Annotated in this window: 31 protein-coding genes; 30 read left to right on the top strand and 1 reads right to left on the bottom strand. The window is 34.9% G+C overall.

The features are described 5' to 3' along the window. Positions 1 to 29: 29 nt before the first annotated feature. The 5 genes from MWH25_RS02735 (at position 30) to MWH25_RS02715 (ending at position 4,151) form a co-directional block, all read left to right on the top strand. Positions 30 to 452: a nucleoside recognition domain-containing protein gene (locus MWH25_RS02735; protein WP_248625536.1), complete on the top strand. Its 423-nt coding sequence runs from the start codon at positions 30 to 32 to the stop codon at positions 450 to 452. Between the two features lie 21 nt (positions 453 to 473). Continuing rightward, the gene (locus tag MWH25_RS02730; protein WP_248625534.1) at positions 474 to 974 is read left to right on the top strand and encodes a nucleoside recognition domain-containing protein; all 501 of its coding nucleotides are present in this window, start codon (positions 474 to 476) and stop codon (positions 972 to 974) included. Further along, complete coding sequence (gene aroE / locus MWH25_RS02725) at positions 971 to 1,840, top strand: shikimate dehydrogenase (RefSeq protein WP_248625531.1); 870 nt, start codon at positions 971 to 973, stop codon at positions 1,838 to 1,840. Before MWH25_RS02730 ends, aroE begins: the two co-directional genes overlap by 4 nt. Positions 1,841 to 1,957: 117 nt before the next feature. Next, positions 1,958 to 3,991, top strand: a complete 2,034-nt coding sequence (locus tag MWH25_RS02720; protein ID WP_248625529.1) for an HAD-IC family P-type ATPase — start codon at positions 1,958 to 1,960, stop codon at positions 3,989 to 3,991. Then, entirely contained in the window at positions 3,960 to 4,151 is a 192-nt protein-coding gene (locus MWH25_RS02715) for a hypothetical protein (protein ID WP_248625527.1), read from the top strand. The genes MWH25_RS02720 and MWH25_RS02715 overlap by 32 nt, the downstream gene beginning before the upstream one ends. A 36-nt stretch (positions 4,152 to 4,187) precedes the next feature. Here the strand turns inward: MWH25_RS02715 and MWH25_RS02710 are convergent, their stop codons facing one another. Then, positions 4,188 to 7,175 carry a cation-translocating P-type ATPase gene (locus MWH25_RS02710; protein WP_345947219.1) on the bottom strand — a complete coding sequence of 996 codons (2,988 nt, stop codon included), beginning with the start codon at positions 7,173 to 7,175 and terminating at the stop codon, positions 4,188 to 4,190. Between the two features lie 391 nt (positions 7,176 to 7,566). Here MWH25_RS02710 and MWH25_RS02705 point away from each other — a divergent pair, with 391 nt between their 5' ends. From MWH25_RS02705 to spoIIIAE, 25 genes are all read left to right on the top strand, one after another. Then, positions 7,567 to 7,797 carry a hypothetical protein gene (locus tag MWH25_RS02705; protein WP_248625523.1) on the top strand — a complete coding sequence of 77 codons (231 nt, stop codon included), beginning with the start codon at positions 7,567 to 7,569 and terminating at the stop codon, positions 7,795 to 7,797. Between the two features lie 18 nt (positions 7,798 to 7,815). Next, a complete protein-coding gene (locus tag MWH25_RS02700) occupies positions 7,816 to 8,133 on the top strand; it encodes a DUF1490 family protein (protein ID WP_248625521.1) in 318 nt (105 codons plus the stop codon). A gap of 30 nt (positions 8,134 to 8,163) precedes the next feature. Further along, on the top strand, positions 8,164 to 8,508 hold the full coding sequence (locus MWH25_RS02695) for a hypothetical protein (protein ID WP_248625519.1): 345 nt from the start codon (positions 8,164 to 8,166) through the stop codon (positions 8,506 to 8,508). Positions 8,509 to 8,647: 139 nt separating this feature from the next. Next, positions 8,648 to 9,952 (top strand): GspE/PulE family protein, encoded by a 1,305-nt coding sequence (locus MWH25_RS02690; protein WP_248625517.1) that lies wholly within the window; start codon positions 8,648 to 8,650, stop codon positions 9,950 to 9,952. Next, positions 9,953 to 11,158 carry a type II secretion system F family protein gene (locus tag MWH25_RS02685; RefSeq protein ID WP_248625515.1) on the top strand — a complete coding sequence of 402 codons (1,206 nt, stop codon included), beginning with the start codon at positions 9,953 to 9,955 and terminating at the stop codon, positions 11,156 to 11,158. It abuts the gene before it with no gap. 16 nt (positions 11,159 to 11,174) lie between these two features. Next, positions 11,175 to 11,618: a type II secretion system protein gene (locus tag MWH25_RS02680; RefSeq protein WP_248625513.1), complete on the top strand. Its 444-nt coding sequence runs from the start codon at positions 11,175 to 11,177 to the stop codon at positions 11,616 to 11,618. A gap of 24 nt (positions 11,619 to 11,642) precedes the next feature. Continuing rightward, entirely contained in the window at positions 11,643 to 12,128 is a 486-nt protein-coding gene (locus MWH25_RS02675) for a pilus assembly FimT family protein (protein ID WP_248625511.1), read from the top strand. 10 nt (positions 12,129 to 12,138) lie between these two features. Continuing rightward, the gene (locus tag MWH25_RS02670) at positions 12,139 to 12,498 is read left to right on the top strand and encodes a type II secretion system protein (RefSeq protein WP_248625509.1); all 360 of its coding nucleotides are present in this window, start codon (positions 12,139 to 12,141) and stop codon (positions 12,496 to 12,498) included. A gap of 5 nt (positions 12,499 to 12,503) precedes the next feature. After that, a complete protein-coding gene (locus tag MWH25_RS02665; RefSeq protein WP_248625507.1) occupies positions 12,504 to 12,950 on the top strand; it encodes a PulJ/GspJ family protein in 447 nt (148 codons plus the stop codon). A gap of 14 nt (positions 12,951 to 12,964) precedes the next feature. Continuing rightward, a complete protein-coding gene (locus MWH25_RS02660; RefSeq protein WP_248625505.1) occupies positions 12,965 to 13,765 on the top strand; it encodes a helix-hairpin-helix domain-containing protein in 801 nt (266 codons plus the stop codon). Positions 13,766 to 13,770: 5 nt separating this feature from the next. Continuing rightward, on the top strand, positions 13,771 to 14,805 hold the full coding sequence (gene pilM, locus MWH25_RS02655; protein ID WP_248625503.1) for a type IV pilus assembly protein PilM: 1,035 nt from the start codon (positions 13,771 to 13,773) through the stop codon (positions 14,803 to 14,805). After that, positions 14,798 to 15,298: a PilN domain-containing protein gene (locus MWH25_RS02650; RefSeq protein WP_248625501.1), complete on the top strand. Its 501-nt coding sequence runs from the start codon at positions 14,798 to 14,800 to the stop codon at positions 15,296 to 15,298. The genes pilM and MWH25_RS02650 overlap by 8 nt, the downstream gene beginning before the upstream one ends. After that, a complete protein-coding gene (gene pilO / locus MWH25_RS02645; RefSeq protein WP_248625499.1) occupies positions 15,295 to 15,780 on the top strand; it encodes a type 4a pilus biogenesis protein PilO in 486 nt (161 codons plus the stop codon). Before MWH25_RS02650 ends, pilO begins: the two co-directional genes overlap by 4 nt. Before the next feature lie 13 nt (positions 15,781 to 15,793). Continuing rightward, complete coding sequence (locus tag MWH25_RS02640) at positions 15,794 to 16,363, top strand: hypothetical protein (RefSeq protein WP_248625497.1); 570 nt, start codon at positions 15,794 to 15,796, stop codon at positions 16,361 to 16,363. Positions 16,364 to 16,441: 78 nt separating this feature from the next. Then, positions 16,442 to 17,638, top strand: a complete 1,197-nt coding sequence (aroC, locus tag MWH25_RS02635) for a chorismate synthase (protein WP_248625580.1) — start codon at positions 16,442 to 16,444, stop codon at positions 17,636 to 17,638. A 5-nt stretch (positions 17,639 to 17,643) separates the two neighbouring features. Then, a complete protein-coding gene (locus tag MWH25_RS02630; RefSeq protein ID WP_248625495.1) occupies positions 17,644 to 18,144 on the top strand; it encodes a shikimate kinase in 501 nt (166 codons plus the stop codon). A 365-nt stretch (positions 18,145 to 18,509) separates the two neighbouring features. Beyond that, positions 18,510 to 19,607, top strand: a complete 1,098-nt coding sequence (gene aroB, locus MWH25_RS02625; RefSeq protein WP_248625493.1) for a 3-dehydroquinate synthase — start codon at positions 18,510 to 18,512, stop codon at positions 19,605 to 19,607. Further along, a complete protein-coding gene (gene aroQ, locus MWH25_RS02620) occupies positions 19,604 to 20,035 on the top strand; it encodes a type II 3-dehydroquinate dehydratase (RefSeq protein ID WP_248625491.1) in 432 nt (143 codons plus the stop codon). The genes aroB and aroQ overlap by 4 nt, the downstream gene beginning before the upstream one ends. 108 nt (positions 20,036 to 20,143) lie before the next feature. Continuing rightward, on the top strand, positions 20,144 to 21,211 hold the full coding sequence (locus tag MWH25_RS02615; RefSeq protein WP_345947216.1) for a M24 family metallopeptidase: 1,068 nt from the start codon (positions 20,144 to 20,146) through the stop codon (positions 21,209 to 21,211). Between the two features lie 82 nt (positions 21,212 to 21,293). Next, entirely contained in the window at positions 21,294 to 21,854 is a 561-nt protein-coding gene (gene efp / locus MWH25_RS02610) for an elongation factor P (protein WP_248625487.1), read from the top strand. Positions 21,855 to 22,425: 571 nt separating this feature from the next. Beyond that, positions 22,426 to 23,382 carry a stage III sporulation protein AA gene (gene spoIIIAA / locus MWH25_RS02605; RefSeq protein WP_248625486.1) on the top strand — a complete coding sequence of 319 codons (957 nt, stop codon included), beginning with the start codon at positions 22,426 to 22,428 and terminating at the stop codon, positions 23,380 to 23,382. 15 nt (positions 23,383 to 23,397) lie between these two features. Beyond that, positions 23,398 to 23,907: a stage III sporulation protein SpoIIIAB gene (gene spoIIIAB, locus MWH25_RS02600; RefSeq protein WP_248625485.1), complete on the top strand. Its 510-nt coding sequence runs from the start codon at positions 23,398 to 23,400 to the stop codon at positions 23,905 to 23,907. A gap of 27 nt (positions 23,908 to 23,934) precedes the next feature. After that, positions 23,935 to 24,129: a stage III sporulation protein AC gene (gene spoIIIAC / locus MWH25_RS02595; RefSeq protein WP_248619034.1), complete on the top strand. Its 195-nt coding sequence runs from the start codon at positions 23,935 to 23,937 to the stop codon at positions 24,127 to 24,129. An 11-nt stretch (positions 24,130 to 24,140) separates the two neighbouring features. Continuing rightward, the gene (spoIIIAD, locus tag MWH25_RS02585) at positions 24,141 to 24,527 is read left to right on the top strand and encodes a stage III sporulation protein AD (protein WP_282706860.1); all 387 of its coding nucleotides are present in this window, start codon (positions 24,141 to 24,143) and stop codon (positions 24,525 to 24,527) included. A 12-nt stretch (positions 24,528 to 24,539) separates the two neighbouring features. Beyond that, positions 24,540 to 25,715, top strand: a complete 1,176-nt coding sequence (spoIIIAE, locus tag MWH25_RS02580) for a stage III sporulation protein AE (protein ID WP_248625484.1) — start codon at positions 24,540 to 24,542, stop codon at positions 25,713 to 25,715. Positions 25,716 to 25,718: the final 3 nt, after the last annotated feature.

Genomic DNA, 25,718 nt, shown 5'->3' with positions numbered 1-25,718 from the left:
TAAAAAATTAGAGGAGGAGTTATAGTTATATGGTTAATCTATTTAATGCGGTAAAACGAGGCTGTAAAAAGGCTTTTGTTACTTATATTGATTTAATAAAAATAATTGTTCCAGTATATATATTAGTAACTTTTCTTAAAAACATTGGTATAATTGAGTATTTAGCTGGTTTTTTTAGTCCAATGATGCAGTTGTTTGGATTGCCAGGAGAAGCTGTAGTTGTGTTAATGACTGGATATTTTTTAAATCTTTATGCAGCTATAGGGGCAATTTCAAGTTTGCAATTGGGGATTAGAGAGATTACAATTTTGGGTGCTATGTTAGGATTGGCCCATAGTCTAATTATAGAAGGAGCGGTAATGAAGAAGATGAGGGTTAATGTTCTAAAGTTAGTTATCTTAAGAGTAGGAACTTCTCTAGTAGTAGGAGTGATTTTGAATTTAATATTATAAACAAGTTATAGGGGGATTAGTATGGATTGGTCAAAGATGTTGCTGGAGATGTTATCAGGTAATCTTGAGCTGTTAGTGGATATTGCGAAGATTATCTTTCCATTATTAATTGGAATTGAACTAGCAGATGAAGTAGGGATTTTAGATAAAGTCTCACAATTATTTAATCCCTTTTTAAAATATTTTAATTTACCTTCCGAAGCAGGTTTACCTTTAATTGTTTCTCAAATTTTTGGTATTACTTATGGAGCTGGAGTGATAATTAGAATTGTAGATGAAGATAAACTTACAGCAGAAGAGTTGATGAGTGTGGGAGTGTTTTTAGCAATCTGTCATGCAGTTATAGAGGATACATTATTATTTATTGCGATTGGTGGCAGGGGAGTAATTATGTTAGGGGTAAGGATTGTTTTAGCAATTGGTTTAACATACATATATAGTAATTATTTGGTTAATGATCAGCGGGAAGAGGATACTACAATTCAGTCAAATCGTTGTACAGAAAGGTGGGAGGAGTTATGATTAATAGTTCTACTAAATTAGTAGGTTTGCTAGGAGATCCAGTTGAACATTCAAAATCACCATTAATGCATAATGCTGTTTTTGATCAACTAGGTCTGAATTATCGTTATTTAGCTTTTCAAGTTAAGGCTAAAGAAGTTAAGGAAGCATTGCAAGGGATTAGAGCTTTAGGAATTAAAGGAGTTAATGTGACTATCCCCCATAAAGAAGCAGTTATAAAGTCGCTAGATGAGCTGTCTAAAGAAGCTAAATTAATTGGAGCAGTTAATACGATTGAAAATAAACAGGGAGAATTGATTGGACATAATACAGATGGACAAGGGTTTATTAGGGCATTAGGAGAAGGAGTAGGGTTTAGTGCTCAAGGAAAAAAAGCTTTAATAATTGGAGCCGGTGGTGCTGCTAAAGCTGTTGCTTTTCAGTTAGGTTTAGAAGGGGTTAGTCAGTTATATATAGCTAACCGCACTTTTGAAACAGCAGTTGAGTTAGTAAAGAATCTTGAAGAAAAACTGAGCTTATCAAAGGTAGAAGCATTAACATTACAAGATAAAAATTTAGTAGATAATTTGCCCGAGCTTGATTTAATTGTTGATACTACTCCGATAGGAATGTACCCTCAGATTGATGCAACGCCAGTTATAGGAGATAAATTATTGAAAAGAACTTCATTGGTAACTGATTTGGTATATAATCCAGTTGAAACGGTACTATTAAAAAGAGCTAAAAGCTTGGGAATAAAGACTGTCAGTGGCTTGGGTATGTTGATTTATCAAGGTGCTATAGCATTTGAAATTTGGACTGGACAAGAAGCTGAGATTGGGACAATGAGAGATGTTATTTTATCCCAACTCAAAGCAAGAGACTAACTTATTTTATTTAAAGGAGCTAGCTGAAAAATTACAAGGTTTGGTGCAAAATATTGAAGAAATTAATCAGAATATAATTAAATTAGTTTGTCTAAACTAGCACTAGGTGTTTAAAAAATGAAAATTTTAAGCTTGATACCTGGTCGGATTAGATTAAGAATAGCTGAATTGTATAAGGATGTTCAGTCAGCAGAGATTATGGAAATATATCTAAAAGGGCTGACTGGAACAAAAAAGGTAAGGGCCAATCCCGTAATTGGTACCTTAGTGGTTGAGTATGAGCAAGAAAAGTTAACTACAGAAGAGGTAGTAAGAGCGATTAATGATTTTGAGCCTGATGATTATTTGAGTTATCTGTATGAGTATTATACAGACTATTATCAGGCAAAGAGGGACTTTGTTGCTGCTCGAGATAAGACTCTTTTATTTGCTGGTATTTTTTTGCTCTACAAAATAAAAGGTTTGTTGTGGGGAAAGTCTATTTTAAATAAGGATTTAACCTTTTTAATAGTTGCTACAATTGTTAGTTTAGTTAGTAGTTATCCAACATTAAATAATATTTATCAAAGAATGAATCAGTCAATTACAGAATTAGCAGATGATTTACTTATTTGGTCAGGAATTTTATTGACATTACTAAGGGAGAGTACAGGGCTGATTTTCTTATTCTTAAAATCGATTACTGATCTGATTGGAGAGCATTCTAATTTACAGTTGCAACAGGTCTTATTAGCAAATGATCGAAATCGGTTGGAATTAGTCTGGTATAACCATAATCAGCAAGAATACTTATTACCACTAAAAGAAGTAGAACGAGGGGATCTTATTTCATTTTATGAAGAAGAGATGATCTTAGTTGCAGGTACGATCAAGGAAGGAACTGCTATTGTAAGTCTTAGTTATCGCTCTGGGCAACCAGAAGTAAAACAGTTAACGGAAGGGGTCAAAGTTGTCCCTGGGATGCTTCTTTTGGCTGGAAAAATAAAAGTCAAAGTTGCTCAAGTTTCAATCAAGCAAAAAACTGAGTTGGAAGAAGTAAAAATGAAGTTGCGAGAAGAGGTTGATAATTATCAACAGCATTCCCTTTATACTGCTTCCAGTTTAGCAATCTGTAGCTATTTGACTACAGGAACTTTGGTTGGCCCGTTAAGTATATTTTTGGTAATGTCTCCTAGTGCAACTGAGATTGCATTAAATGCTGGACTAGCTAAGTATGCCAAGTTATTATTAAGAAATAAGATTTTATTAAAAGATGTTAATAAGATTGAAAAGATTATAGAAGTTGATCAGGTTCTATTCGATAAAACAGGGATATTAACTTCAGGAAAACTAGAAGTAGTAGAGATGGAATTAACTGATAATACTTACTGTTATAAAGATTTGAAATTGACCTGTCAGCAAAGATTTGATTTAGCCGAACAAGATCAGATCACTTCTATAACAGATGTTGAAGATTCTGAATTATTATCAGTCAAAGAGTTGCAATTTGAGGAGCAGTATTTAACAGTTTATATTGGTACTGTTGATAAAGTGATAGGAAAAGTGAAATTAAGAGAGCAGCTATGCTTTGCAAGTAAAGAAGTTATTTTTAAGTTGAAGAGAAGAGGAATAGAAGTAGAACTATTAAGTGGGGATAGAAGATCAAATGTAGAGCATATTGCCCAAAAGTTAGAGATAAAAGAATACCATGGAGAGTTGACAGATCAAGATAAAATGAACCAAATTGCTAACAAGAATGAAAATGTTATTATGATGGGGGATGGGATCAATGATTTAGCTGCGATCAAGACAGCTGATTTGGGTCTGACATTCAAACAATCTGAATGCAAGGAAGTAGTAGCTTCAGCAGATTGTATTTTACTAGATAAAGATTTGAACTTACTTCCTAGATTATTAGCTTTATCAGAAGAAAGCTATCAACAGATAAGACTCAATATAGTTGTGGGCCAAGGGTTTAGTTTATTGTTGAGTTCAATTGCTCTTTTTGGATCTATCAATCCATTTTTAGCTAAGAGTTTAAGTACCTTGAATTCAATTTTAGCTATTTTGAATAGTGCTAGAATTTTGCAGCTCGAGTCCAATCTTATTGTAGATGATAAAATTGAAGGAGTTGACCTTGATGAAGAAAATATTCAGCTTCTTAACAGGTAAGGGAATTTTATTTTCAGTAGGTCTAAGTTTAGCAGGATACTTATTAGGGCCATTATTAAAGGAAATGATGAATAATGATCCAACTACCGAAGACAATTTTATTGAGTTGACTGCTCGGGAAAGAGATTTATTTCTAAAGGATAAAGATAATTTAGACTAAAAGTACTCCTGCCTAGGCAGGAGTACTTTTAGTTAGTCAGCTAAGTTTTACTTGGAAAATAGTTGCAGGTTGAGGTAGCTCTTGCTGAGGAGTATAGTTAACTAAATTGATTAAACTAGAGGTTAAGAAGATAATAATCCAATCAGTCAATTGTAAGGGTACAGTACCAAATAGCTGCATTAATGGTGAAAAATAAATACTGCTCAACAGGAGTAAGCAAGAAGTTATAACTGCGGGAACTATATATTTATTGGCTCTAATAGGCTTATCTCTACATTGAAAGACATGAACCATTTGATTGATTACTAAATTAGCATAAGCAAGAGTACTAGCTTTGGTCAGATTACCGGTAGCAAAGTAGTTGGTGAGATATAAACCGGCTGTACTAGCTCCCAATAAAGAACCTTTAATTAATATTTCTGATAGGAGATTCTGATCAAGGATACTCTGCTGTCCATCCCGCGGTGGTTGTTTCATATTGTTTTTGTCTGCTGGTTCAATTCCCAGTGATAAAGCAGGGAAGCCTTCTGTAATAAAGTTAATTAGCAACAGTTGGCTAGCGATTAATGGTGGTGGTAAGCCTAAGATTGTAGCAGTAAAGATAGCAATTGCTTCACCAATATTCCCAGCTAAAACGTATTTTAAGAATCTTTTAATATTGCTGCTGATACTTCTGCCCTCTTTAATGGCATCTACAATTGTAGCAAAATTATCATCAGTTAAGACAATTGCTGATGATTCTTGAGCTATGTCAGTTCCAGTTTGGCCCATAGCAATACCGATATCTGCTTTTTTAATTGCAGGAGCATCATTTACCCCATCACCTGTCATAGTAACTACATGTCCTTTAGCCTTCAAAATTTTAACAATTCGTAATTTTTGTTGAGGTGATGTACGGGCAAAGATTGAAATATTATCAATTTTGTTAGTTAATTCTTGATTAGAAAGGTTATCTAATTGTTGACCAGTCAATAGCTGCTGTTTTTCTGTTGAATTTAATAGATTAAGTTTTTTACCGATAGCTTTTGCGGTTCGTTTATGGTCTCCAGTAATCATTACTACTTTAATTCCTGCTTGATGGCACTGCTTAATTGCACTTTTAACTTTAGGACGGGGAGGGTCAATCATACCTGTTAATCCTACAAAAATCAGGTCTTCTTCAATTGTATGATCGTTAGTTGGCTTATGATTTAATTTTTTGTAAGCAAAGCCCATTACCCTCAGTGCTTTGGTTCCCATCTCTTTTATTTGCCTATTTATCTTTTTAATATCTTTTTTGGTTAATTTTCTAATCTGATCGCCATCAAGAATTTTAGAACATTTAGCAAGGATGACATCTGGTGCTCCTTTAACATTGACTGAATAGTTATTAGAATTGTCTTGACAGATAACTGTCATCTTTTTTGTTTCGGAGTCAAAAGCGATCTCTTCTTCACGCGTATAACAATCAAAATCTGCAAGTTCTAAATTCGCTTTGTGGGCCACTACTCGTAGAGCACCTTCACTAGGATCGCCAATGATCTTTAAAGAACCATCATTTTTGTCATATGATGTATTATTACATAATGAACCTATTGTTAATAATTGTTTTAAATCTTGCTGTTGTTGAGGGTTGATAGGTTGTTGGTTACAGTAAAATTCTCCTATAGTAGAGTAGCCTCTACCTGAAATTTTATATTTATTATTAATAGTTTGAATTTCTGTTACAGTCATCTGCCCTGTAGTTAAAGTTCCTGTCTTATCTGTACAAATGATGTCGGTACAGCTTAGATTTTCAGTGGCAGATAACTGCTTTACAATAGCCCCTTTTTCTGCTATCTTTTTAACTCCAAAAGCCAAGGAAATGGTCAAGATTGTGGCTAATCCCTCTGGGATAGCTCCAATAGCCAAGCCTAATCCTGTCTTAATCATCTGCATTAAAGGTTGACCAGTTAAGAGACCGGTAACTATAATCCCACTACAAATTGCTAAACAAGACCAGGTAATATTTTTAGCTAATCGTTCCAAATCTCTTTCTAAAGGAGTAGAGCGTTGCTTAGTTGTATTAATTTTTTGAGAGATATAGCCTATTTGTGTATTATTACCTGTAGCTACTACAATTGCTTTTGCTCTTCCTTTAACAATACTTGTTCCCATAAAGATCATATTTTTTCTATCTGCTAATGGTCTGGTCGATGTATAGTCAATTTTATGGGTTTTAGAGATAGCTTCCGATTCACCGGTCAAGGTTGATTCATTTATCTTTACCTTAGAGCTGTCAATCAATCGAGCGTCAGCAGGAACAATATCTCCTGCTTCTAAAGAAATAATATCACCTGGGACCAGTCTTTTAGAATCGATACTTGTTGTTTTATTATTTCTGGTTACTTTAGTTTTGGTTTTTGAATATTTCTTTAGAGAAGCTAATGATTTTTTTGCCTTAAATTCTTGCCATGAACCAACTAGTGCTTCTAAGATTGTAATAGATAGAATGACTAAGCCATCACTAATTTGGCCCAATAAAAAAGATGTAAGGCTGGCTCCTAATAATAGTTTGATGATAAAATCTTTAAATTGCTTTAAGAATAATCGCCAGAAACTCTTTCTTTTCTTTTGCTTGAATTGGTTTGGCCCTATTTTTGCAATTAATTGCTGAGCCTGTTTTTGTTTTAAACCTTGCTCGAAATCACTATTTAAAGTTTTGATGATTTGCTGTAGAGGTAACTTATACCAATCTTTCTGCTGGAATGATTGCTTAGAAATTTTAGGTTTCTCAACTGAATTCTGTTCTAAGGTAGGAGCGACAAGATTGATTCCTCTTTTTTCTTTTAAATTTTTATATTTTGTCAATAGATAACTTACCTTTTTAATAATTGCTTTAGCTGAGATCTGATGAGGTTGATAGTAGATTAAGATAGATTTACTATAGATGTTAGTTGTTATTTGATTGATGCCGCTAAATCTGAGCAATAATTGCTTGATTTTTTGGGCTAGAGGATTATTTTGTTTGATCTCTTTGATCTTAAAGCGAATTCGACCTGGCAGATAGGAAGCGATATTTGGTTGGTAAGCAATTGAACTTTCTTCATTAATAATATAGTCACTCCTTTCCCTACTTTCTTATCAAGTAGTATTACCTAGATTGATATTTGAATATACAGAAATAGAGTTAAGAACCAGGAAAATTATAAGTAATATTTTCCTGATAGTCAGGATTGAATATTTTATTTTTTTTAGTTTATACTATTAATAAGTTTAAGTAAATTACAATATAGCGTAACTTCAATTGATAATTGATAGTTTAAAATTGATAGTTAAAATTCAAAACCAAACCCTTTATAAGCAAGGGGTAATGTGCTTTTTATGTTTTATGGTTTTAACTATCCACTATCAATTATCAACTATAAACTATATAAGAGTTGTGAGGGGGGTTATAATGAAAGAAAAGATAACCAATGAATTGAATCAAACCATTGGAGTGATTAAAGAGAACTTGTTAAATAGCTTTAGATATATCAAAGAGAATCCGCAGGAACGAGAAGAAATCATCAATATTTGGAAAGGATATGTTAAAAAAATATGGAGTGAAACTAGTAAAATGAGTGAAAAGTATAAGGAAAAAGGAATTATCAAAGCTATAACTAAAGTATTCATGTTTGGACGCTAAAAGATTGGAGGGGATTACATGATTCCTTTAGGGATAGTATATGGAGTTGCTACTTTTTGTGGGTTAAAGAAACTAAAAAGACCGATTAGAAAAGCAGCGGTATCGACCACTAGTCAAGTATTTAGTGCTGTAGATGTGACTAAAGAAGCAGCATATAGTTTCAAAGAAGAAGTTGAGGATATTATAGCTGAAGCTCAGTATGAAAATATGAAACGAAAGCAGAACACCTTTGAGGAAGATTTTAATTTGGAAGAGGAACTCATGGGAGAGGAATTTAGCACTGAATTAATAGAAGCGAGTGATCAAAATATCTTAGAGGGAAAAGAGCTAGAGTAGAGCAGCTAAGTTAAGAGAGGGAGGAAAAAAATGAAGTTTTTAAAGCCATTTGGAACTCAAAATTTTGTACTAGGTATCGGAATAGCTGCCGCAACTTATTTATTAGGGCCAACCTTGAAGAGAAATGCTAGAAATGTAGCAGTTAAAGGGATGCAGGGGGCATTATCAGCTGGAGGTATGGCGTCGCAGGTGATGGATGATGGGAAAGAAAAGATGTCTGGTTTAGTTGAAAATATGTCAGGTCAGCGAGCAAATCAAGAGATGGCTATGATTTATAATGAACTGCGGGAAGAAAGAGAGGAGCTCAAAGAATTGCTTACTACTGTAAAAGAACTGCAACAGGAAGTAGCTGATATAAAAAATGAAACAGAATAATTTGAAGTCAGTAACCCTGCATTCTATTTTGAATGCAGGGTTTAGTATTTGGAGCTAGTAAAAAAAGAATCTATCATGTATAATCTTCCAAAATATAGATAAAATATTAATAAATCAGTTGAAAGCTAGGTGGGAGAGGATGATGGAGCAATCTGAACTTATTAAGCATTACGAAGCTGAAAGTGAAATTATTGAACACTTGAATAGTTTAGAGTTAAAAAAAGAGTACTTTAATATCACCAAAGATGAATTAGCTATAGCATCAATGATAGAAATAGTTGATCTAATCATTAATCAAGCAATTGAAGCAAAGGTTAGTGATATTCACCTTGAAGTGGTAGGAGAGAAGTTGAGGGTTAGATATCGAATTGATGGTTTATTACAGGAGGTATTGACTCTGCCAAAGGGGATTCATCCTGCTTTAGTATCAAGGATCAAGATTATGGCTGATTTAGATATTGCTATCAAGAGGGTTCCTCAAGATGGGAGAAAAAAGTGGAGTTATAAAGAACGACAGATTGATTTGAGAATTGCTATTTTACCAACTGTAGTTGGAGAAAAGGTAGTTATTAGGATCTTAGATAAGAAGAACTTATTATTTGATTTAGAGGAGTTGGGTTTTGATTGCCAAGTGATTCCCGAGCTTAAAAGGATGATTAATCAATCGCACGGGATGCTCTTAGTTTCTGGGCCAACTGGTAGTGGTAAGACGACGACTTTATACTCAATTATCAATCAATTAAATTCAACTGCTAGCAATATTATTACAATTGAAGATCCAGTTGAATATCGGTTATTAGGAATCAATCAAGTTCAGATCAACCCTAAAGTTAGTCTCGGTTTTGCGACCGGATTACGGGCAATTTTACGCCAAGATCCTGATATAATTATGGTCGGCGAGATCAGAGATTATGAAACAGCTAAAATAGCGATCCAGTCATCATTAACCGGTCATTTAGTTTTGAGTACTATCCATACTAATGATGCTGTTAGTTCTGTGATTAGATTGATTGAGATGGGGGTCGAGGATTTCTTAGTTGCTTCTTCGGTGGTAGGGATTATAGCCCAACGATTGGTACGTAAAATTTGTGATAACTGTAAAGAAGAGTATCAATTGCAGGGAGCTGAAATTGATCAATTTTATTTTAAGGAGCAACTAGCAGTTGGTGAGACTTTTTATCGGGGAGTAGGCTGTTCAGAGTGTAATCATCTCGGGTATCAAGGGCGGACAGTTATTTCTGAAGTCTTAAATTTAGACCACAATTTAAGGGAATTGATTACTGAAGGAGCTTCTAGTACGCAACTAAAAAGATCTGTTCTGCAGCAAGGGATGAAGTCCTTATCTGAAAGTGGAATTCAGAAAGCTAAAGCGGGTATAACAACTTTAGCAGAAGTAAAGAGGGTAACTTCGCGAGTAGAAACAGAAGTCAAGGTGCTAAGTTAAATGGAGTTCTTTAATTATCAGGTCATGTCAGCAACTGGAACTAAAAAGAGGGGTAGTATAGAAGCTAAAAATGAAACGATTGCAGCCAAAAGATTGAAGCAAGAAGGATACTATATTATTGAGCTTGAGGCTGAGCAGAATAGAGAGCAAAGGAGTTTTTTTAAGTTATTAAGTAAGGTAACATATCAAGATTTAGCTGCTTTTATGCGTCAATTTGCTACAATGATAGATAGTGGCTTGCCACTGGCAAGCTCTTTATCGCTTTTAGCGGAGCAGTTTATTAATTCTAATTTACGTTCAATAATTAATCAGATCAAAGAGGATGTCGAACAAGGTAATATGTTATCGACTGCAGTGGCAAAACATTCTACTGTTTTTCCGGATGTAGCAATTAATATGATTGCAGCTGGAGAGGAAGGGGACTGTTTAGCTGCTGTAATAACTGATTTAGCTACTTACTTTGAAAAACAACTACAGATGAGGAAGAAATTACGAGCAATCTTAGCTTATCCACTCTTTATTTTGGCGGTTGCTTGTGGTTTGTTATTATTCATCTTTTATGTTGTATTACCCTTATTTACAGAAGTATTTGCTACTTATAATCTAAATCTACCATTGATAACCCGAAGTTTATTACAGATAACAGAAATTTTGACTGAATATTGGTTATTTATTTTACTGGGGTTGCTTACTTTGTTAATTACTATGGTTACTTATTTTAAAAGTAAGCAGGGAAGAGATTTATTAGATCAATTATTATTAAAAGTTCCTTTAATTAATAATTTAATCTTAAAAATTATGATAACTAGGATTACAAGAACCTTAGGGACTTTATTGTTGAATGGAGTTGGTCTGTTAGCAGCATTAGTAAGTATAGAAAAGATTGTGAATAATAAAGTGGTTGAGCAGAAGTTGAAGCGAGTTCAGCAGGCAGTCAAGGAAGGGGGCAGTCTTCGTAATGCTCTAGAAAGTATTGATTTACTGCCAGAGATGGTATTGCAGATGGTCAGCGTTGGAGAGGAGACTGGTCAGTTAGGAGAGGTACTGCTCAAGGTTGCAGATTATTATGAGCAGGAGTTAGAAACTGATCTAGAGTTAATCACTTCGTTAGCTGAGCCTGTATTGATCTTAATTCTGTCAATTATTGTTGCTGGGGTTATTATATCGATCTTATTACCTATTTTTAATTTGATTAACTATCTTTAAAGGAGCGAGACAGATAATGAAGTTTTTTGCTAATGATGAAGGGTTTACATTGATTGAATTGATGATCGTTATTGCAATCATTGGGATCTTTACCAGTCTAGCACTACCTAGGGTTGCTGGAGTTAAAGGACAAGCAGAAAAGCAGGTGGCTTTGAGCCAGATCACCAATATTGCGGAAGCGATAGAGATGCATTATTTGGTGGAGGGGGATTATCCAGATTCAGAAGGTGATTATGGTGATTTACATAATGACATTGAGGATTATATCAATTTATCTACACTGGATAATCTAAATGTTGAAGGGTTTACTTACTCTTTATTAGAAGATGCTGAAGATACTGAAGATAATATTGATGGTTTTAAAATAGAATTTGAGATTGATGACTTGGACTATCGTTATCGGACTGATAAGGGGCTTCAGATTGATGAAGATGGTAATGGAAGTTGGGAACAACTATAGTTTTAATTGAGGATGGTCAAGAAGATGAAGATTAATCAACAGCAGGGGTTTACCTTAGTTGAATTGTTAGTGGTTTGTGCAATTATTAGTGGTCTGTTGCTCTTAGTTGGTCCTACGTTCAATAATTATTTAGATTACCTAGAATTAGAAACTACCATCAATCAATTGGTCAGTGATTTAAAATGGGTCCGCCAACAGGCAGTTATTAATCAAGAAGAGTGGGGAGTCGTCTTTGATCTTGCAGAAAATAAGTATTTAGTAGTTGAAGGAAGGTTAGAGCCTCAGGTTGTAAGAAGGGTTGAGCTTGAGGAGCGAGTAAAGATTGAAGAAGTCACTTTACCTGAATATACTGAACTTGAAACTGAAGATTTTAATTCAGAGCGAGCTGTCTTCTTTAAAAAGTTAGGGAATCTTGCAGGACATAATGGAGGAATTAAACTTGAATTAGAGGATTATGGAACCAGGAGGATCGTCTATTCTTCTAATGCTGGTGAACTTAATTTAGAATAGAGGTGCAGTGATGTCTGAAGCTGAGGGGTTTACTGTAATTGAGTTGTTGATAGTAATTGCGGTCATTGGAATTTTGTTGGTGCCAGTAGCTAATACGGTAGCTAGTACTACAGAAAAGTTGACTACTGCTTCACTGATTACTGAGGCTACTGGTTTGGCCCAACTAAAATTGGAAAAAGAGCGAAGTCAAGAATTCGAGGAGTTGACAACTACTTCTCGGCAATCAATAGATGAGACTAGTGGTTATCAGTATTCAGTTGAAGTTGAGGAGATTAAAGAGGATTTAAAGCAGATAATAGTTAGAGTCTATTGGCAAGAAGAATTAAAAGTAGAATTAGAGACATTCAGTTCTCGATTGGTTGAGGGTTGATTAGAATGAAGAATTTATTTAGTGGACAAGATGGTTATACTGTGGTGGAGATGATGGTGGTAATTTCAATCTTAGGAATTTTGATTGGCTCCTTAATTGGAATTAATAGAGTCTTGATCACAACTTGGCTGAAGAGTAATTTACATTCGCAATTACAACAGGAGTTAAGGGTTAGCATGAACCAGCTAGTAAGTAATTTGCGTTCGGCTAATAAGATAATTGCTGTTGAGCAGCAGAGGCTCTCTTTTTATGATCAACAATTTGATGAACAAGAAATTTATTATCAGCCAGAAGTAGGGTTGGCCCATAATGATGATCGTAATCTGATCAGTAATCGAATCAGTGATTTGAAATTTGAATTAGTGGCTGATGAGTTATTAGTCATTAAACTGGTAGCAGAGAAAGATGAGCTGGAAAGAGAGTTACAGACCGGGTTAGTGATAGATAAATAGATTGGGTGAAAATAATGCTTAAAGGAGAACGAGGATACGTCACAATCTTTGTTCTGGTTATCTTAGTTGTAATTGGAAGTTTGCTTCCTTTGTTTATCAGATTAGTAACTAATGAGTTACAGATTACTGCTAACTATCGCCAGATGGTTCAAGAAGATTATTGGCAGGAAGGGTTACAAGTAATAGGAGGTCATCAGGTGACTGTAGAATTAGGAGAGCAGTTGACCGATCAATTAGTAACCAGAGAGGAGTTAGCAGAAGTTTCTGTAACAGGAGAAGAAGAGATCAATAGTGAGTTACAGGATGAAGTAATTAAAGTTGATTATAGGGTAGTAGAGATTGTAGATCAAGCTACTCAAGTTAATTTAAACTTACATAGTCAAGAGATGCTAGAATCACTACCGAATATTGGTGAGACATTGGCAGAGAGGATAATTACTAATCGCAATTATGATGATCAGGCAGAAATTTTAAAGCTTGCAGGTATTGATCAGACGACCTATCAGAATATTAAGGATTACATCACAGTCGATTCGACTGGAAAGATTAATCTCAATACTGCCTGTCAGACTGTCTTACAGACTTTATCTGAGATTGGTGAAACTTTAGCTAAAGAAATAGTTACTTATCGTCAAGAAAAAGGTAGATATACAGAGATAGAGCAACTAAAAGATGTTACAGGGATTGGTGATGGTACATATAAACAAGTAAAGGATCTAATCACAGTTGAACCAGCTTTGTTGCAGGTGAATATAGAGATCGAGCAGGCTGATCAAAAATATAATAAACGGATGGTTTTAGATTTAGGAGGTTGATTGAAGTGTGGTCAAGGAGTAATAATAACTTAGCAGTAGGGCTAGATATTGGAGCTGATTCAGTAAAGTTGACCCAGCTATTAAAAGAATCGCAAGTCCCTCAATTACAAGAATGTATTATCAAAAAGCTGCCTGAAGGTACTATTGAGGAAGGGGTAATTCAGGAGGAAGAAGTTTTACAAGAGAGCTTGGAATTGCTTGTAACTGAATATAATCTGCAAGGACAAGAGGTTGTGATAGCTATGGCAGGTAGTAACTTATTTGTTAAGAGATTAAGCTTACCACAAATGGAGTTAGAAGAATTAGCAGGAATAATCAGATGGGAAGCTGAAGATCATCTACCGCTATCTATGGAGGAGGCTGTTTTAGATTATCATATAATTGAGCAGAAGAAGACAGAGATTGAGTTGTTCTTAGTAGGTATTAAGAAAGAGATTGTATTAGATTATGTTAACTTAATAGAAAGGGTTGGTTTACAGGTTAAGGCTGTTGATATTGAAATGTTGGCTTTGCAAAGAAGCCTACTTAACCAAGAGCAGGTAAAGGATGATCTAATTTTACTTAATTTAGGAAAAAATGAGACTGAATTTGTAGTCTTTAAGCAAGGTAAGTTTGCATTTAGACGTGTTTTACCTGTAGGGGGTAGGGATTTTTCAGAGGAAGTTAAGGTTAAAAGTGAGCAGAGTATTAATTTAAGAGAAGCAAGAAGATATAAACAGAATCAGAATTTATTTAAGTCAGGATTGATCACTAATACTGCACTAACTTTGATTAAGGAAGTTAAACGGGCAATTGATTATTATCAATTGAAGTTCAAAGAAGATACTCAACAGAGAATTATCTTAACTGGTGGAGGAGCTAAATTAAAGGGGCTGAAAGAGTTTTTACAGCAGAAACTGCAATTAAGAGTAGGGGTTGGCAAAGAACTAGCAATGATTGATTTTGATCCTGAAAGGTTTACTAGCCATTATTTGCGTGATAAATTTGCTTTTGTGGCAGTCAGTTTAGGTTTGGCATTGAGGGGATTAGAAGATGATTGATTTATTACCGCTTGAGATAAAAAAAGAGAGAAGGTATGACAGGTATAAAAAAGTTAGTTTGATTGTTTTATCTTGTCTGTTAGTTATAATATTAGGATGGGGTTTATATAGTAATTTTTTGGTTGCTGAATATCAAAAAGAAGTGGAGCAAATTAAGAAGCAAAGTGCTGACTTATCTTTAGTTGAGTTAGAGATGTTAGAGCAGAGACAGCAAGTAATTACAGAATTAAATGCTAATCAGTTGTTAAGTTATGGGCAGATTATTGCCGATCTTAATTTGGTTATACCTCCTTCGATCTGGCTAGAAGAATTTATGATTACTGCTGAAGAAAAACTTCTAATTATTGCTAAAGCAATTGATGATCAACAGCTACTTAAAGTGATTACAAGATTGAATAAATATCCTTTCTTTACTCAGGTTGAATTGTTAGCTACTGAAAGGCTAAAAGATGGTACTATCTTATTGGAACTTGAAGGAGAGGTTAAAGAATGAGGTTGTTAACAGTTACAAAGAAGGGGCACTTAATCTTATTAATCGGTTTGCTAATAGCTAATTATGGAGCTGCAATTTATGTCAGGTCTAATTATAGAGAAGTTGCTAATCTACAACAGCAATTAAGATCAGAAACAGAAAAAGTAGCTAGATTTAAAGAGAGTGATCTTATTGAGCAGGATGATTTTGTAGTACCCTCTCAAATTAAGTTGAGTGAATTTATAACCCAACTTGAACAAGTGGTAGCTAAATATGAAATCAGTTTAATCAACTTTACATCTGATAGCAAATCCGAAACAGAAGAGGTAATTAAGCTTCCCCTAGAAGTTTCTTTTGTAGGGGATTATAAGAATTTGATCAACCTTATTTTGGATTTAGAGCAACAGGAGAGGCTAGTAACTATCGAAGAATTAAAGTTAAAAGGTACAGAGGAAGATAAATTAAGAATGAATTTATTATTAAATATGTATGCTCTACAATAAAGTGGTGAATAAAATGCTAGAAAAATTAATAAGTAGATTAACTGAGGAGTTTAAGGAGACTTCTCCCAAGAAGTTGATAGTTTTAATTGCTTTACTTTTATTATTGATTGCACTTTGGATTAACTTACTCTTTTTTTCAGGGCAAGTTGAAGTAGAAACTGAGAATAAAGAGCAAAATAGAATTGAATTAAATGAGCAATCAGATAATGAGGCGTTTAGCCAGCAAGAGGAGGTAGATTTATACCAGTTATATGGAATAGAGAAGATAGCACGAGAGAGTCCATTTCTGAAGCCACTAGAATTGTCTAAATCTAAATTCAGCTATCAAAGTGATGAGGAAATAAAAGAGGAATCTCAGCAAGATTCAGGAACTAAGTTAAAGGATGGAAGTAAAATTGATTTAGAATTAGAAATATTAGGGATTGTAAGTAGAGCAGAAGAAAGTTTAATCTTACTTGATTTAAATGGAGAAAGTAAGTTGGCCCAAGTGAATGAGCAAATTTATGATTTTAAAATTGAAGCTATTATGGATAATAAGCTTATTATTAGACAGGATAATAAACGATATAGCTTTGATTTTTAGAATTAATCATTTATTTTTGAGAAAAATAATGATAAAATTAATAAAAAATTTATTGAATGTAAAAGGGAGGAGTATAAAATTCGTTACTTAACAGCAGGAGAATCACATGGGAAAGCAATTACAGGAATTTTAGAAGGTATTCCAGCGAATCTAGAAATTACAAGAGAGGATATTGATCGTGAATTGGCTAGACGCCAGGGGGGTTATGGTCGTGGCGGAAGAATGAAGATTGAAACAGATCAGATTGAAATTTTATCTGGAATTAGGGGAGGGAAGACATTAGGTAGTCCAATTACCTTTCAGATTAAGAATGATGATTGGGAGAATTGGCAACAGGTGCTAGCTCCGTTTGGTAATTCAGGCTATGACCAAGAGGAGATAACAATTAAGAAGGAAGAGAAGGTCAAAGCGGTTGCTCCTAAGGTGACTAAGCCACGACCTGGACATGCTGATTTGGCAGGTAGCTTAAAGTATAATCAAACTGATATTAGAAATGTTTTAGAACGGGCCAGTGCTAGAGAGACGGCAGTCAGGGTAGCAATTGGGGCTGTGGCTAAGAAATTTTTACAGCAATTTGGAATTGAAATAGTCAGCCATGTGTTACAGATAGGGCGGGCCAAGCTTGAAGAGGAAGAAGTTAGCTTTTCTAAAATCAAGGCTAAAAGTGACCAATCTCCAGTCAGGTGTATTGATTCTCAAATAACTGAGGAGATGATTAAAGAGATTGATATCTGTAAAGAAGAAGGGAATTCCTTAGGAGGAATCTTTGAAGTCAGGGCCAATTCTTTGCCTGTCGGTTTGGGTAGCCATGTCCATTGGGATCGCAAGTTAGATGGAAAGTTGGCCCAGGCGTTGATCAGTATTCAGGCGATTAAAGGAGTAGAGATTGGTTTAGGTTTTGAGGCTGGAGAGAGAGAGGGCTCTAATGTCCATGATGAAATTGGCTATCAAGATGGATTTTATCGTAGTTCAAATAATGCTGGGGGGATAGAAGGAGGAATCAGTAATGGGGAAGAGGTTGTCTTAAAAGCAGTGATGAAACCGATTCCTACTTTATATCAACCATTATCCTCAGTCGATTTAGAGACAAAAGAGGAGTTTAAAGCAAGTGTTGAACGTTCAGATGTAACGGCTGTACCTGCAGCTAGTGTAGTAGGAGAGGCAGTAGTAGCGGTTGAATTGGCTAAAGCATTATTAGAAAAATTCGGTGGAGATAGTTTAGAAGAGACAAAAATGAATTATAATAATTACTTAGCACTGTTGGAACAGAGGTAGTAAAGATGAATATAGCATTGATCGGTTTTATGGGGACAGGGAAGAGTTCAGTTGGTAGGGAGTTGGCAGATGAGCTAGGTTATAGTTTTGTTGATTTAGATCAAGAGATTGTTAAACATGAAGGTCAGGAGATTCCACAGCTCTTTGCTACTGCAGGGGAAGATTACTTTAGAGAGGTGGAGACTGAAGTTACTAAGAAGGTAGCAGCTAAAGATAAGCAGGTGATTGCCACTGGTGGAGGAGTAGTCTTAAAGGAAGAGAATCTAGAGGCTTTAAGAAGTAATGGAACTTTAATCTTACTGACTGCTACCCCTGAAGAGATATTAAGACGTACTAGTCAAGATGGTGATCGACCATTATTAGAAGTTGATGGTCCATTGGCAAAGATTGAGGAATTATTAACTGAGCGGAAGGAGAAGTATGACTGTACTCCTTATCAAATTGATACAACCGGTTTGTCATTGATTGAAGTTGTGGAAGAGATAATTGAGCAATTGGAGTTATAATATTGTGGCACTTTGGTGCCACAATATAGTTGACGGTTGACAGTGTACAGTTTACAGTTGAAATTCAAAAAATAAAAAAAGAACCTTAAAAAGCCTTATGCCTGCCTATTAAATAAAGGACTAACAAATTATTAGCATATGTTTTAATGTATGGTGCTCGTTGTTAAATCAAGGTCTATTAAAGGTAAGAGCCACAGCGCCCTGAGGGAGGTGGTTTTACCGACCGAAGAAGTACTCTTGGGGTGGTTAAAACCTGCCTCTATTACTAAGATGAAAAGTTACCAGTAATTTTGGTTTTAAGGGCTTGATCTTTAACTGTCAACTGTAAACCGTAAACTGTAAACTGATTTTAAGGGGGGGAGATTATGGAAGAAGTAAAGGTTGATCTAGGAGTAAGAAGTTATCAAATCAAGGTTGGAGAAGATTTATTAAAGGATATCGGTACTTACTTAACTGAATTAGAAATAGGATCAAAAGTATTGATCATAACTAATGATTTAGTTGATAGTTTATATGGTCAAGAGGTGAAAGATTCTTTAAAAGAAGTGGGCTTTACAGTTGAAGTGGCTAAGATTGGTGATGGAGAAAAGTACAAATCTTTAGAGACTGCTCAACAGTTATATGATCAAGCAGTAGTAGCTGGATTGGATCGTAGCTCTTCTATTTTGGCTTTAGGTGGTGGAGTAGTCGGTGATATTGCTGGCTTTATTGCTGCTACTTATATGAGAGGGGTTAACTTTATTCAGGTGCCTACTACATTGTTGGCCCAGGTCGATAGTAGTGTTGGTGGTAAGGTAGCAGTCAATCATGCGGCAGGCAAAAATTTAATTGGTGATTTTTATCAGCCTCAGTTGGTAGTAGCAGATATTAATGTATTATCAACCTTAGAAGAAAAAGAATTAAAAGCAGGCTTAGCTGAGGTTATTAAGTATGGTGTCATCTGGGATGAAGAATTTTTTACATTTTTAGAGGATAACTATAAAGAAATTTTAACTTTAGAGCCTCAACAAGTACAGCATTTAATTAAAGTATCTTGTCAGATTAAAGCAGCAGTAGTTGCTCAAGATGAGACAGAACGAGGCTTGCGAGCAATTTTAAATTATGGTCATACACTAGGGCATGCTTTAGAAGCAGTTACTGATTATCAGTATTATCGGCATGGTGAAGGAGTAGCGATTGGTATGCTTGGAGCAGCTAAGTTGGCCCATCAGATTGGCTGGTTAGATAAAGCAGATGTAATCAGACAGCAGAGGTTGATCGAAAACTTTGGTTTACCTACTTCTTTCAGTCAATGGTCGGTAGATGAAATCTGTCAGGCTTTAACTAAGGATAAGAAGGTTGAGGATGGAGTGATCAGATTTATCTTGGCTAAAGAGATTGGAGAGGTTGAGATTATTGCTGATTTAGAAGAGAATTTAATCAAAGAGGTTACGCAAGAATTAAAGGTGGGTGATGAAAAATGATTCTAGTACTTCATGGGCCAAACTTGAATCTATTGGGGACTCGGGAGCCGGATGTTTATGGCTTGCAGACTTTAGCAGATATTAATGAAGAATTACAAAGAATTGCTAGTGAGAATGATATTGGATTAGAAACTTTTCAGTCTAATAGTGAAGGTGAATTAGTAGATCGAATTCAGCAATCGATTGCAGAGGAAGTAGAGGCAATTATTATCAATCCTGCTGCCTATACTCATTATAGTATTGCAATTCGTGATGCTTTAGCAGCAGTTGAGGTACCAATTATTGAGGTGCATTTGAGTAATATTTATCAACGGGAAGAGTTTAGGCATAAATCTGTTATTTCACCTGTTGTGACCGGACAAATTGCAGGCTTTGGGGTGGCTAGTTATATTTTAGCTTTACAACAAGTATTAAGGTTAATTGATTAATTTTTTTAAGATTTTGGTTTGAATTATTATTTTTCATGATCTTGATTTCAACTGTCAACTGTCAACTGTACACTGTAAACTGAATTGTGGTGGGGAGTGGTTAATTAAATGCAAACTAGACTTAAAATGTTAAGGAAAAAGTTAGTAAAGGAAGAAATGGATGCCTTACTAGTCAATAATCCAGCTAACAGGAGATATTTAAGTGGGTTTACTGGAACGGCTGGTAGTTTATTGATTACTCAACAAGAGGCAATATTGGTGACTGATTTTCGTTATACTGAACAGGCCAAAGTAGAAGCAGTAGATTATGAAATTATTGAATTTAAGGATACTAATCTAGAGATGTTGAATCAGTTAATTATTGAGCAGCAAATTGAAGTATTAGGTTTTGAAGCTGAGTATGAAACTTATGCTCAGTATTTAAAGTATCAAGACAAGTTTGAGCTAGAATTAAGAGCAACGAAAGGATTGGTCAAAGAATTACGAAAGATTAAAGAGCAAACTGAGGTAACTAAAATAAAAGAAGCAGTTCAAATTACGGAGGAAGCTTTCTCTGAAATTCAACAAAGCTTACAACCAGGAGTAATTGAACGAGAAATTGCTGCTGAGCTAGAATTCTTACTCCGTAAAAAAGGGGCAAGAGGAAAATCGTTCGACTTTATTGTTGCTTCTGGTAAACGCTCTGCTTTGCCACATGGAGTAGCAGGTGAGAAAGAGATTGAAGCTGGTGATTTAGTAACGATCGATTTTGGATGTCTTTATCAAGGGTACTGTTCTGATATGACAAGGACGGTGGTCGTTACTGATGGGCCAACGGAGAAACAAAAAGAGGTCTATTACACAGTGTTGGAAGCACAACAAGAGGCTCTGAAAGGAATTCAAGCGGGAGTCAAAGCAGCCGATGTTGATCAGATTGCTCGTGATATCATTACCGAAGCAGGATATGGAGATTATTTTGGTCATGGATTGGGACATTCAGTTGGGTTGGAGATCCATGAAGAGCCAAGGTTATCTCTTAAGGATGATACAGTTTTAGAACCAGGGATGGTACTGACAGTAGAGCCTGGTATTTATCTACCTGATTGGGGCGGGGTTAGAATTGAAGATATAGTGGTCGTTACTGAAGATGGTTGTCAGGTGTTGAATAAATTTAGTAAGGAATTAATAGTAGTTTAGTCAATTATTGCAGGTTTTTTAAACAAGATCTTGAATAATGATTAAGGAGATTATTATTATTGTTTAGAAGGAGGATGAAGTAGTGATTTCGACCAATGAATTTCGAACCGGTTTGACGATTGAATTGGATGGAGAATTGTACAAAATAGTCAACTACGATCATGTTAAGCCAGGGAAAGGTGGAGCATTTTTACAGACAAAGTTGAAGAATATTGAGACTGGACAGACAATTAATAAACGATTTAGAGCTGGAGAGAAAGTAAATAAGGCTCATATTGAAAGTAGGACTTATCAGTTTTTATACCAGGGTGGTCAGGATTATACTTTTATGGATAAAGAGACTTATGAGCAGATTACTTTGGATCAAGAAGAGATTGGAGAAGCGGCCAAGTTTATTAAGGAAAATTCCGATATTGAGATCCAATTATATCAAGGAAATCCGATTGGAGTAGATGTACCTGTCTTTGTTGAGTTAGCAGTAATAGATGCTCCTCCAGCAGTAGCGGGGAATACTGTTTCTGGAGCTTCTAAAACGGTTACTTTAGAGACGGGGACTGAGGTTTCAGCGCCGTTATTTATTGAAGAAGGAGATATCTTGAAAGTAGATACTAGAACAGGTGAATATATAGAGCGAGTTAATTAATAGCAGCCAAGCTGGGCTTGAACCTAGCTTGGTTTTTTTATTTCATATAAAGTGAAATATTATTACAATATAGCTTCACAATTGACAATTGACGGAATGTACAATTTATAATTAAAGGTCAAAACCTTGAAAATCTAAGACTCCTAAAAAGCCTATATATTTACAGGTTAGCTTGGTTTTGACCTTTAAGGTTTTAATTAGGTTTTAAGAAAATTTATGTTTGAGCTAAGCATAGTTTCTGCGTTTAAGATTCGGAAAAGGGCTTAATATTTAAATATTAAGTAGTAAAATTAATTTTAAGCAGAGATTTAGCTTTGAATAGCGAGTTTAAATTTTCCTCTGGTTTTTTAGCTTTTTTTCCTAAATTTTTTTGCAGTAAAAAAATTTAGTCGAGGAAGGGCTGATTTTTAGCCCGCTCGAAACTGATTTTGAAGTTTATTGGTTTAAGGTCTTAACTTTAAAAGGTGACGCTATATATCAATTAAACTCAGTTGCCTTTAGGCAACTTTCTTTTTTTATTTGCATAAATTTGCCATACAAATAATAGAATTAGATAGTAAGGGTGGTGTTTATGAAAAATAAAGCTACTAAAATTTTAAAGCAAGATATTTTACCAGCTTTAGCTCCTCAGTTAAGAAGGATTATCAGTAAATTAGCAGACTCTAAATTAGTTAATTTAGTAGAAATTCGATTAAGGGTCAATAAACCATTGATTTTAGAATTAACAGAGGATGAACTATTCATAGATCAAGATGGTTTAATCAGAAAGGATATGAGACAGGCTTATCAAGTAAGTCAATCTGAGATTATAGATACGTTAAATTTAATGACAGCCAGTTCGTTATATACAATTGAAGAAGAATTAAAAGCAGGTTATCTAACGTTACCAGGAGGACATCGAGTGGGATTAGTCGGTCAAGTGATCAGGGAACATAATCAGATCAAACGAATTAAATATATTTCTGGATTAAATATCCGTTTATGCCAAGAGATTATAGGGGCAGCTGATGAAGTGGTCAGACAGATTATTACTGGTAACGATGATATTTACAATACCTTGATTATTTCACCACCACGGTGTGGTAAAACAACTTTGCTCAGGGATTTAACTAGACAGCTTAGCAATGGGATTTCTGAATTAAACTTTAAGGGGTTGAAGGTAGGGGTTGTAGATGAGCGTTCCGAGATTGGTGGTGCATATCAGGGAGTAGCTCAGAATAGATTAGGAAGAAGAACAGATTTATTGGATCGAGCTCCTAAAGCTGAAGGGATGATGTTATTGATCAGATCGATGTCACCTGATCTAATCGTAACAGATGAGATTGGTTCTAAAGAGGATGTTAAAGCAATATGGGAGGCTCTCAATGCAGGAGTTAGAGTAATTACAACTATTCATGGTAATGATTTAGCAGAGGTTAGATCTCGTCTGAAATTAAAAGAATTGCTGCGGGAAGATGTCTTTAGACGAATTATTATCTTAAGTGGGCGATCAGGGCCAGGAACGATAGAAAAGATTATTAGAAGATAAGAGAGGGGGCTGATGATGAAACTGATAGGAGCAAGCTTAATTATAATGGGTAGCGGTGCAATTGGGTTTGTAGTGGCTAAACAGTTTATTTTGCGAGTGAAGGAATTACAAGAGTTACAGACTGCTTTACAGATGTTAGAAACTGAAATAAGTTATGGTCTAACTCCATTACCGCAAGCTTTTGCCAAAATTACTACCAGTTTATCCACTTCAGTTGCTGAGTTGTTTTTAGTTGCTCAAGAGGAGTTAGAATCAGGCTCTACTGCTCAACAAGCTTGGCAGAAAGCAATTGATGAATCATTTGCTGAAACAGCTTTAATTGAAAGTGATAAAGATGTTTTGGTCAGTGTAGGATATAATTTGGGCCAATCAGCAAGCCAAGATCAGCAGAAGTATTTAAGTTTGGCCCAGCATAAATTAACCAACTTGTATCAGCAAGCTGTGGAGGAAAAAGAACAAAAAGTTAAACTGTGGAGATATTTAGGGGTTTTACTCGGCTTATTTGTGGTAATTTTAATCTTTTAAATCTTGATTTTGGGAAGGGGTTAAGTGATGGATATAGATTTAGTCTTTAAAATTGCTGGTCTAGGAATTTTAATTTCTGTATTTAATATGGTCTTAAAACAGGCTAATAAAGAAGAACAGGCTCAAATGCTGACATTAGTAGGGGTAATTATTGTTTTAATGGTCATAATTCAATTAATTGATGAATTATTTACCAGTGTAAGGAGCATTTTTGGTTTTTGAGGGGGGGGAAGATGGAGATTGTTCAGGTTGTCGGTTTAGGTTTAATTGGAACTATATTTACTATAGTAGTTAAGCAGTATAGACCAGAATTAGCTTTACAATTAAGTTTAGTCGTTAGTTTGATTATCTTTATCTTGATGGTTGATCGAATTGCTGTGATAGTTGACGTAATGCGTAGGTTAGCAGATGAAGCAAATATAGATTTGGTTTATGTAAATACGATTTTGAAAGTAATTGGGATTGCGTATATTGCCGAATTTGGAGCTCAAATCTGTCGTGATGCAGGGGAGAATATTATAGCTTCAAAGATAGAATTTGCTGGAAAAATAATGATTATGGTATTAGGAGTTCCGATTATGATCTCAATTTTAGAATCAATACTTCAACTTTTGCCATAAGGGCGTGAGAAGATGAAGAAAAAAGTTATTATGTTGCTTAGCTTAATCTTTTTATTTTTAATTTGTACTTCAGTAGCAGCTAATGAGGTTATTGAGCCTGATAGTATCATAGAGGATCAATTACAAAATTTGAATTTAGGTGAATTAGAAGAAGTAGTCAATGATTTAAATCGGGATGCTGGACATTATTTACCTGAACTAGAGGTTAGAAATATAATTGATCTATTTCGACAAGAAGGGATTTCTGGTATGCCTGCAGAGATTATGAGGGGCTTAGTACATTATTTATTTGATGAGATAGTAGCTAATAGTACTCTACTTGGGCAGTTGATTATTTTGGCAATGATTGTAGCAATTTTAAAGAGTTTTCAAGGGAATTTTGCTGGACAAGAAGTCAGCAAATTGGCTAATGGAATTGTCTATCTTGTCTTAGTAATTGTCGCTTTAAACTCTTTTAAGGTTGCAGTAGCTACTGGAACAGAAGCAATTACAAATATGGTTGATATTATGCAAGCAATCTTACCATTGCTGTTATCACTATTAGTCAGTATGGGTAATGTCACTTCTGCTGCTTTATTTCACCCAATTAGTTTTTTAATTGTTAGTGTTTTAAGTACTTTGGTTAGGAATATTGTCTTTCCTTTAATATTTTTAGCCACTATTTTGGATATAGTCAATAATATTTCTGATGAATTTGAAGTGACGGGCTTAGCTGGATTATTTAAACAATTAAGCATGGGAGTTCTGGGGGTAATTATGACTATTTTTATGGCAGCAATAGTAACTCAAGGTACAATTGGGACGGTTAGTGATGGAGTTACGATTAGAACTGCTAAGTATTTAACAGGAACTTTTGTTCCAATTGTAGGTGGTTATTTAGCAAGTGCTTTGGATATGATTATTGGTGGTTCATTGTTAATTAAGAATGCTTTGGGAGTTTTTAGTGTAATTATTGTCTTGATCTTTTGTTCTCTATCAGTAGTTAAAATTATTGCTATGGCATTTATTTATAGGTTGGCAAGTGCGATTATCCAGCCGGTCAGTGATCAAAAAATAGTCAATTGCCTTGACAAGCTAGCAAATAGTCTCTTATTGATCTTTGCTTCAGTAGCGGCAGTCGGTTTAATGTTCTTTGTAGTGATTATAATCTTGGTAGGAGTAGCTAATTTTAGTGTAATGATGAGGTGATAA

The sequence above is a fragment of the Natroniella acetigena genome, from assembly GCF_023227745.1.
Taxonomy (GTDB): domain Bacteria; phylum Bacillota; class Halanaerobiia; order Halobacteroidales; family Halobacteroidaceae; genus Natroniella; species Natroniella acetigena.
This window is presented reverse-complemented; position numbering and strand designations above follow the sequence as displayed.

Excerpts from the sequence above, each read along its gene's own strand:
- MWH25_RS02735 (WP_248625536.1), top strand. The coding sequence starts at position 30 with ATGGTTAATCTATTTAATGCGGTAAAACGAGGCTGTAAAAAGGCTTTT.
- MWH25_RS02730 (WP_248625534.1), top strand. The coding sequence starts at position 474 with ATGGATTGGTCAAAGATGTTGCTGGAGATGTTATCAGGTAATCTTGAG.
- aroE (WP_248625531.1), top strand. The coding sequence starts at position 971 with ATGATTAATAGTTCTACTAAATTAGTAGGTTTGCTAGGAGATCCAGTT.
- MWH25_RS02720 (WP_248625529.1), top strand. The coding sequence starts at position 1,958 with ATGAAAATTTTAAGCTTGATACCTGGTCGGATTAGATTAAGAATAGCT.
- MWH25_RS02715 (WP_248625527.1), top strand. The coding sequence starts at position 3,960 with ATGAAGAAAATATTCAGCTTCTTAACAGGTAAGGGAATTTTATTTTCA.
- MWH25_RS02705 (WP_248625523.1), top strand. The coding sequence starts at position 7,567 with ATGAAAGAAAAGATAACCAATGAATTGAATCAAACCATTGGAGTGATT.
- MWH25_RS02700 (WP_248625521.1), top strand. The coding sequence starts at position 7,816 with ATGATTCCTTTAGGGATAGTATATGGAGTTGCTACTTTTTGTGGGTTA.
- MWH25_RS02695 (WP_248625519.1), top strand. The coding sequence starts at position 8,164 with ATGAAGTTTTTAAAGCCATTTGGAACTCAAAATTTTGTACTAGGTATC.
- MWH25_RS02690 (WP_248625517.1), top strand. The coding sequence starts at position 8,648 with ATGATGGAGCAATCTGAACTTATTAAGCATTACGAAGCTGAAAGTGAA.
- MWH25_RS02685 (WP_248625515.1), top strand. The coding sequence starts at position 9,953 with ATGGAGTTCTTTAATTATCAGGTCATGTCAGCAACTGGAACTAAAAAG.
- MWH25_RS02680 (WP_248625513.1), top strand. The coding sequence starts at position 11,175 with ATGAAGTTTTTTGCTAATGATGAAGGGTTTACATTGATTGAATTGATG.
- MWH25_RS02675 (WP_248625511.1), top strand. The coding sequence starts at position 11,643 with ATGAAGATTAATCAACAGCAGGGGTTTACCTTAGTTGAATTGTTAGTG.
- MWH25_RS02670 (WP_248625509.1), top strand. The coding sequence starts at position 12,139 with ATGTCTGAAGCTGAGGGGTTTACTGTAATTGAGTTGTTGATAGTAATT.
- MWH25_RS02665 (WP_248625507.1), top strand. The coding sequence starts at position 12,504 with ATGAAGAATTTATTTAGTGGACAAGATGGTTATACTGTGGTGGAGATG.
- MWH25_RS02660 (WP_248625505.1), top strand. The coding sequence starts at position 12,965 with ATGCTTAAAGGAGAACGAGGATACGTCACAATCTTTGTTCTGGTTATC.
- MWH25_RS02650 (WP_248625501.1), top strand. The coding sequence starts at position 14,798 with ATGATTGATTTATTACCGCTTGAGATAAAAAAAGAGAGAAGGTATGAC.
- pilO (WP_248625499.1), top strand. The coding sequence starts at position 15,295 with ATGAGGTTGTTAACAGTTACAAAGAAGGGGCACTTAATCTTATTAATC.
- MWH25_RS02640 (WP_248625497.1), top strand. The coding sequence starts at position 15,794 with ATGCTAGAAAAATTAATAAGTAGATTAACTGAGGAGTTTAAGGAGACT.
- MWH25_RS02630 (WP_248625495.1), top strand. The coding sequence starts at position 17,644 with ATGAATATAGCATTGATCGGTTTTATGGGGACAGGGAAGAGTTCAGTT.
- aroB (WP_248625493.1), top strand. The coding sequence starts at position 18,510 with ATGGAAGAAGTAAAGGTTGATCTAGGAGTAAGAAGTTATCAAATCAAG.
- aroQ (WP_248625491.1), top strand. The coding sequence starts at position 19,604 with ATGATTCTAGTACTTCATGGGCCAAACTTGAATCTATTGGGGACTCGG.
- MWH25_RS02615 (WP_345947216.1), top strand. The coding sequence starts at position 20,144 with ATGCAAACTAGACTTAAAATGTTAAGGAAAAAGTTAGTAAAGGAAGAA.
- spoIIIAA (WP_248625486.1), top strand. The coding sequence starts at position 22,426 with ATGAAAAATAAAGCTACTAAAATTTTAAAGCAAGATATTTTACCAGCT.
- spoIIIAB (WP_248625485.1), top strand. The coding sequence starts at position 23,398 with ATGAAACTGATAGGAGCAAGCTTAATTATAATGGGTAGCGGTGCAATT.
- spoIIIAC (WP_248619034.1), top strand. The coding sequence starts at position 23,935 with ATGGATATAGATTTAGTCTTTAAAATTGCTGGTCTAGGAATTTTAATT.
- spoIIIAD (WP_282706860.1), top strand. The coding sequence starts at position 24,141 with ATGGAGATTGTTCAGGTTGTCGGTTTAGGTTTAATTGGAACTATATTT.
- spoIIIAE (WP_248625484.1), top strand. The coding sequence starts at position 24,540 with ATGAAGAAAAAAGTTATTATGTTGCTTAGCTTAATCTTTTTATTTTTA.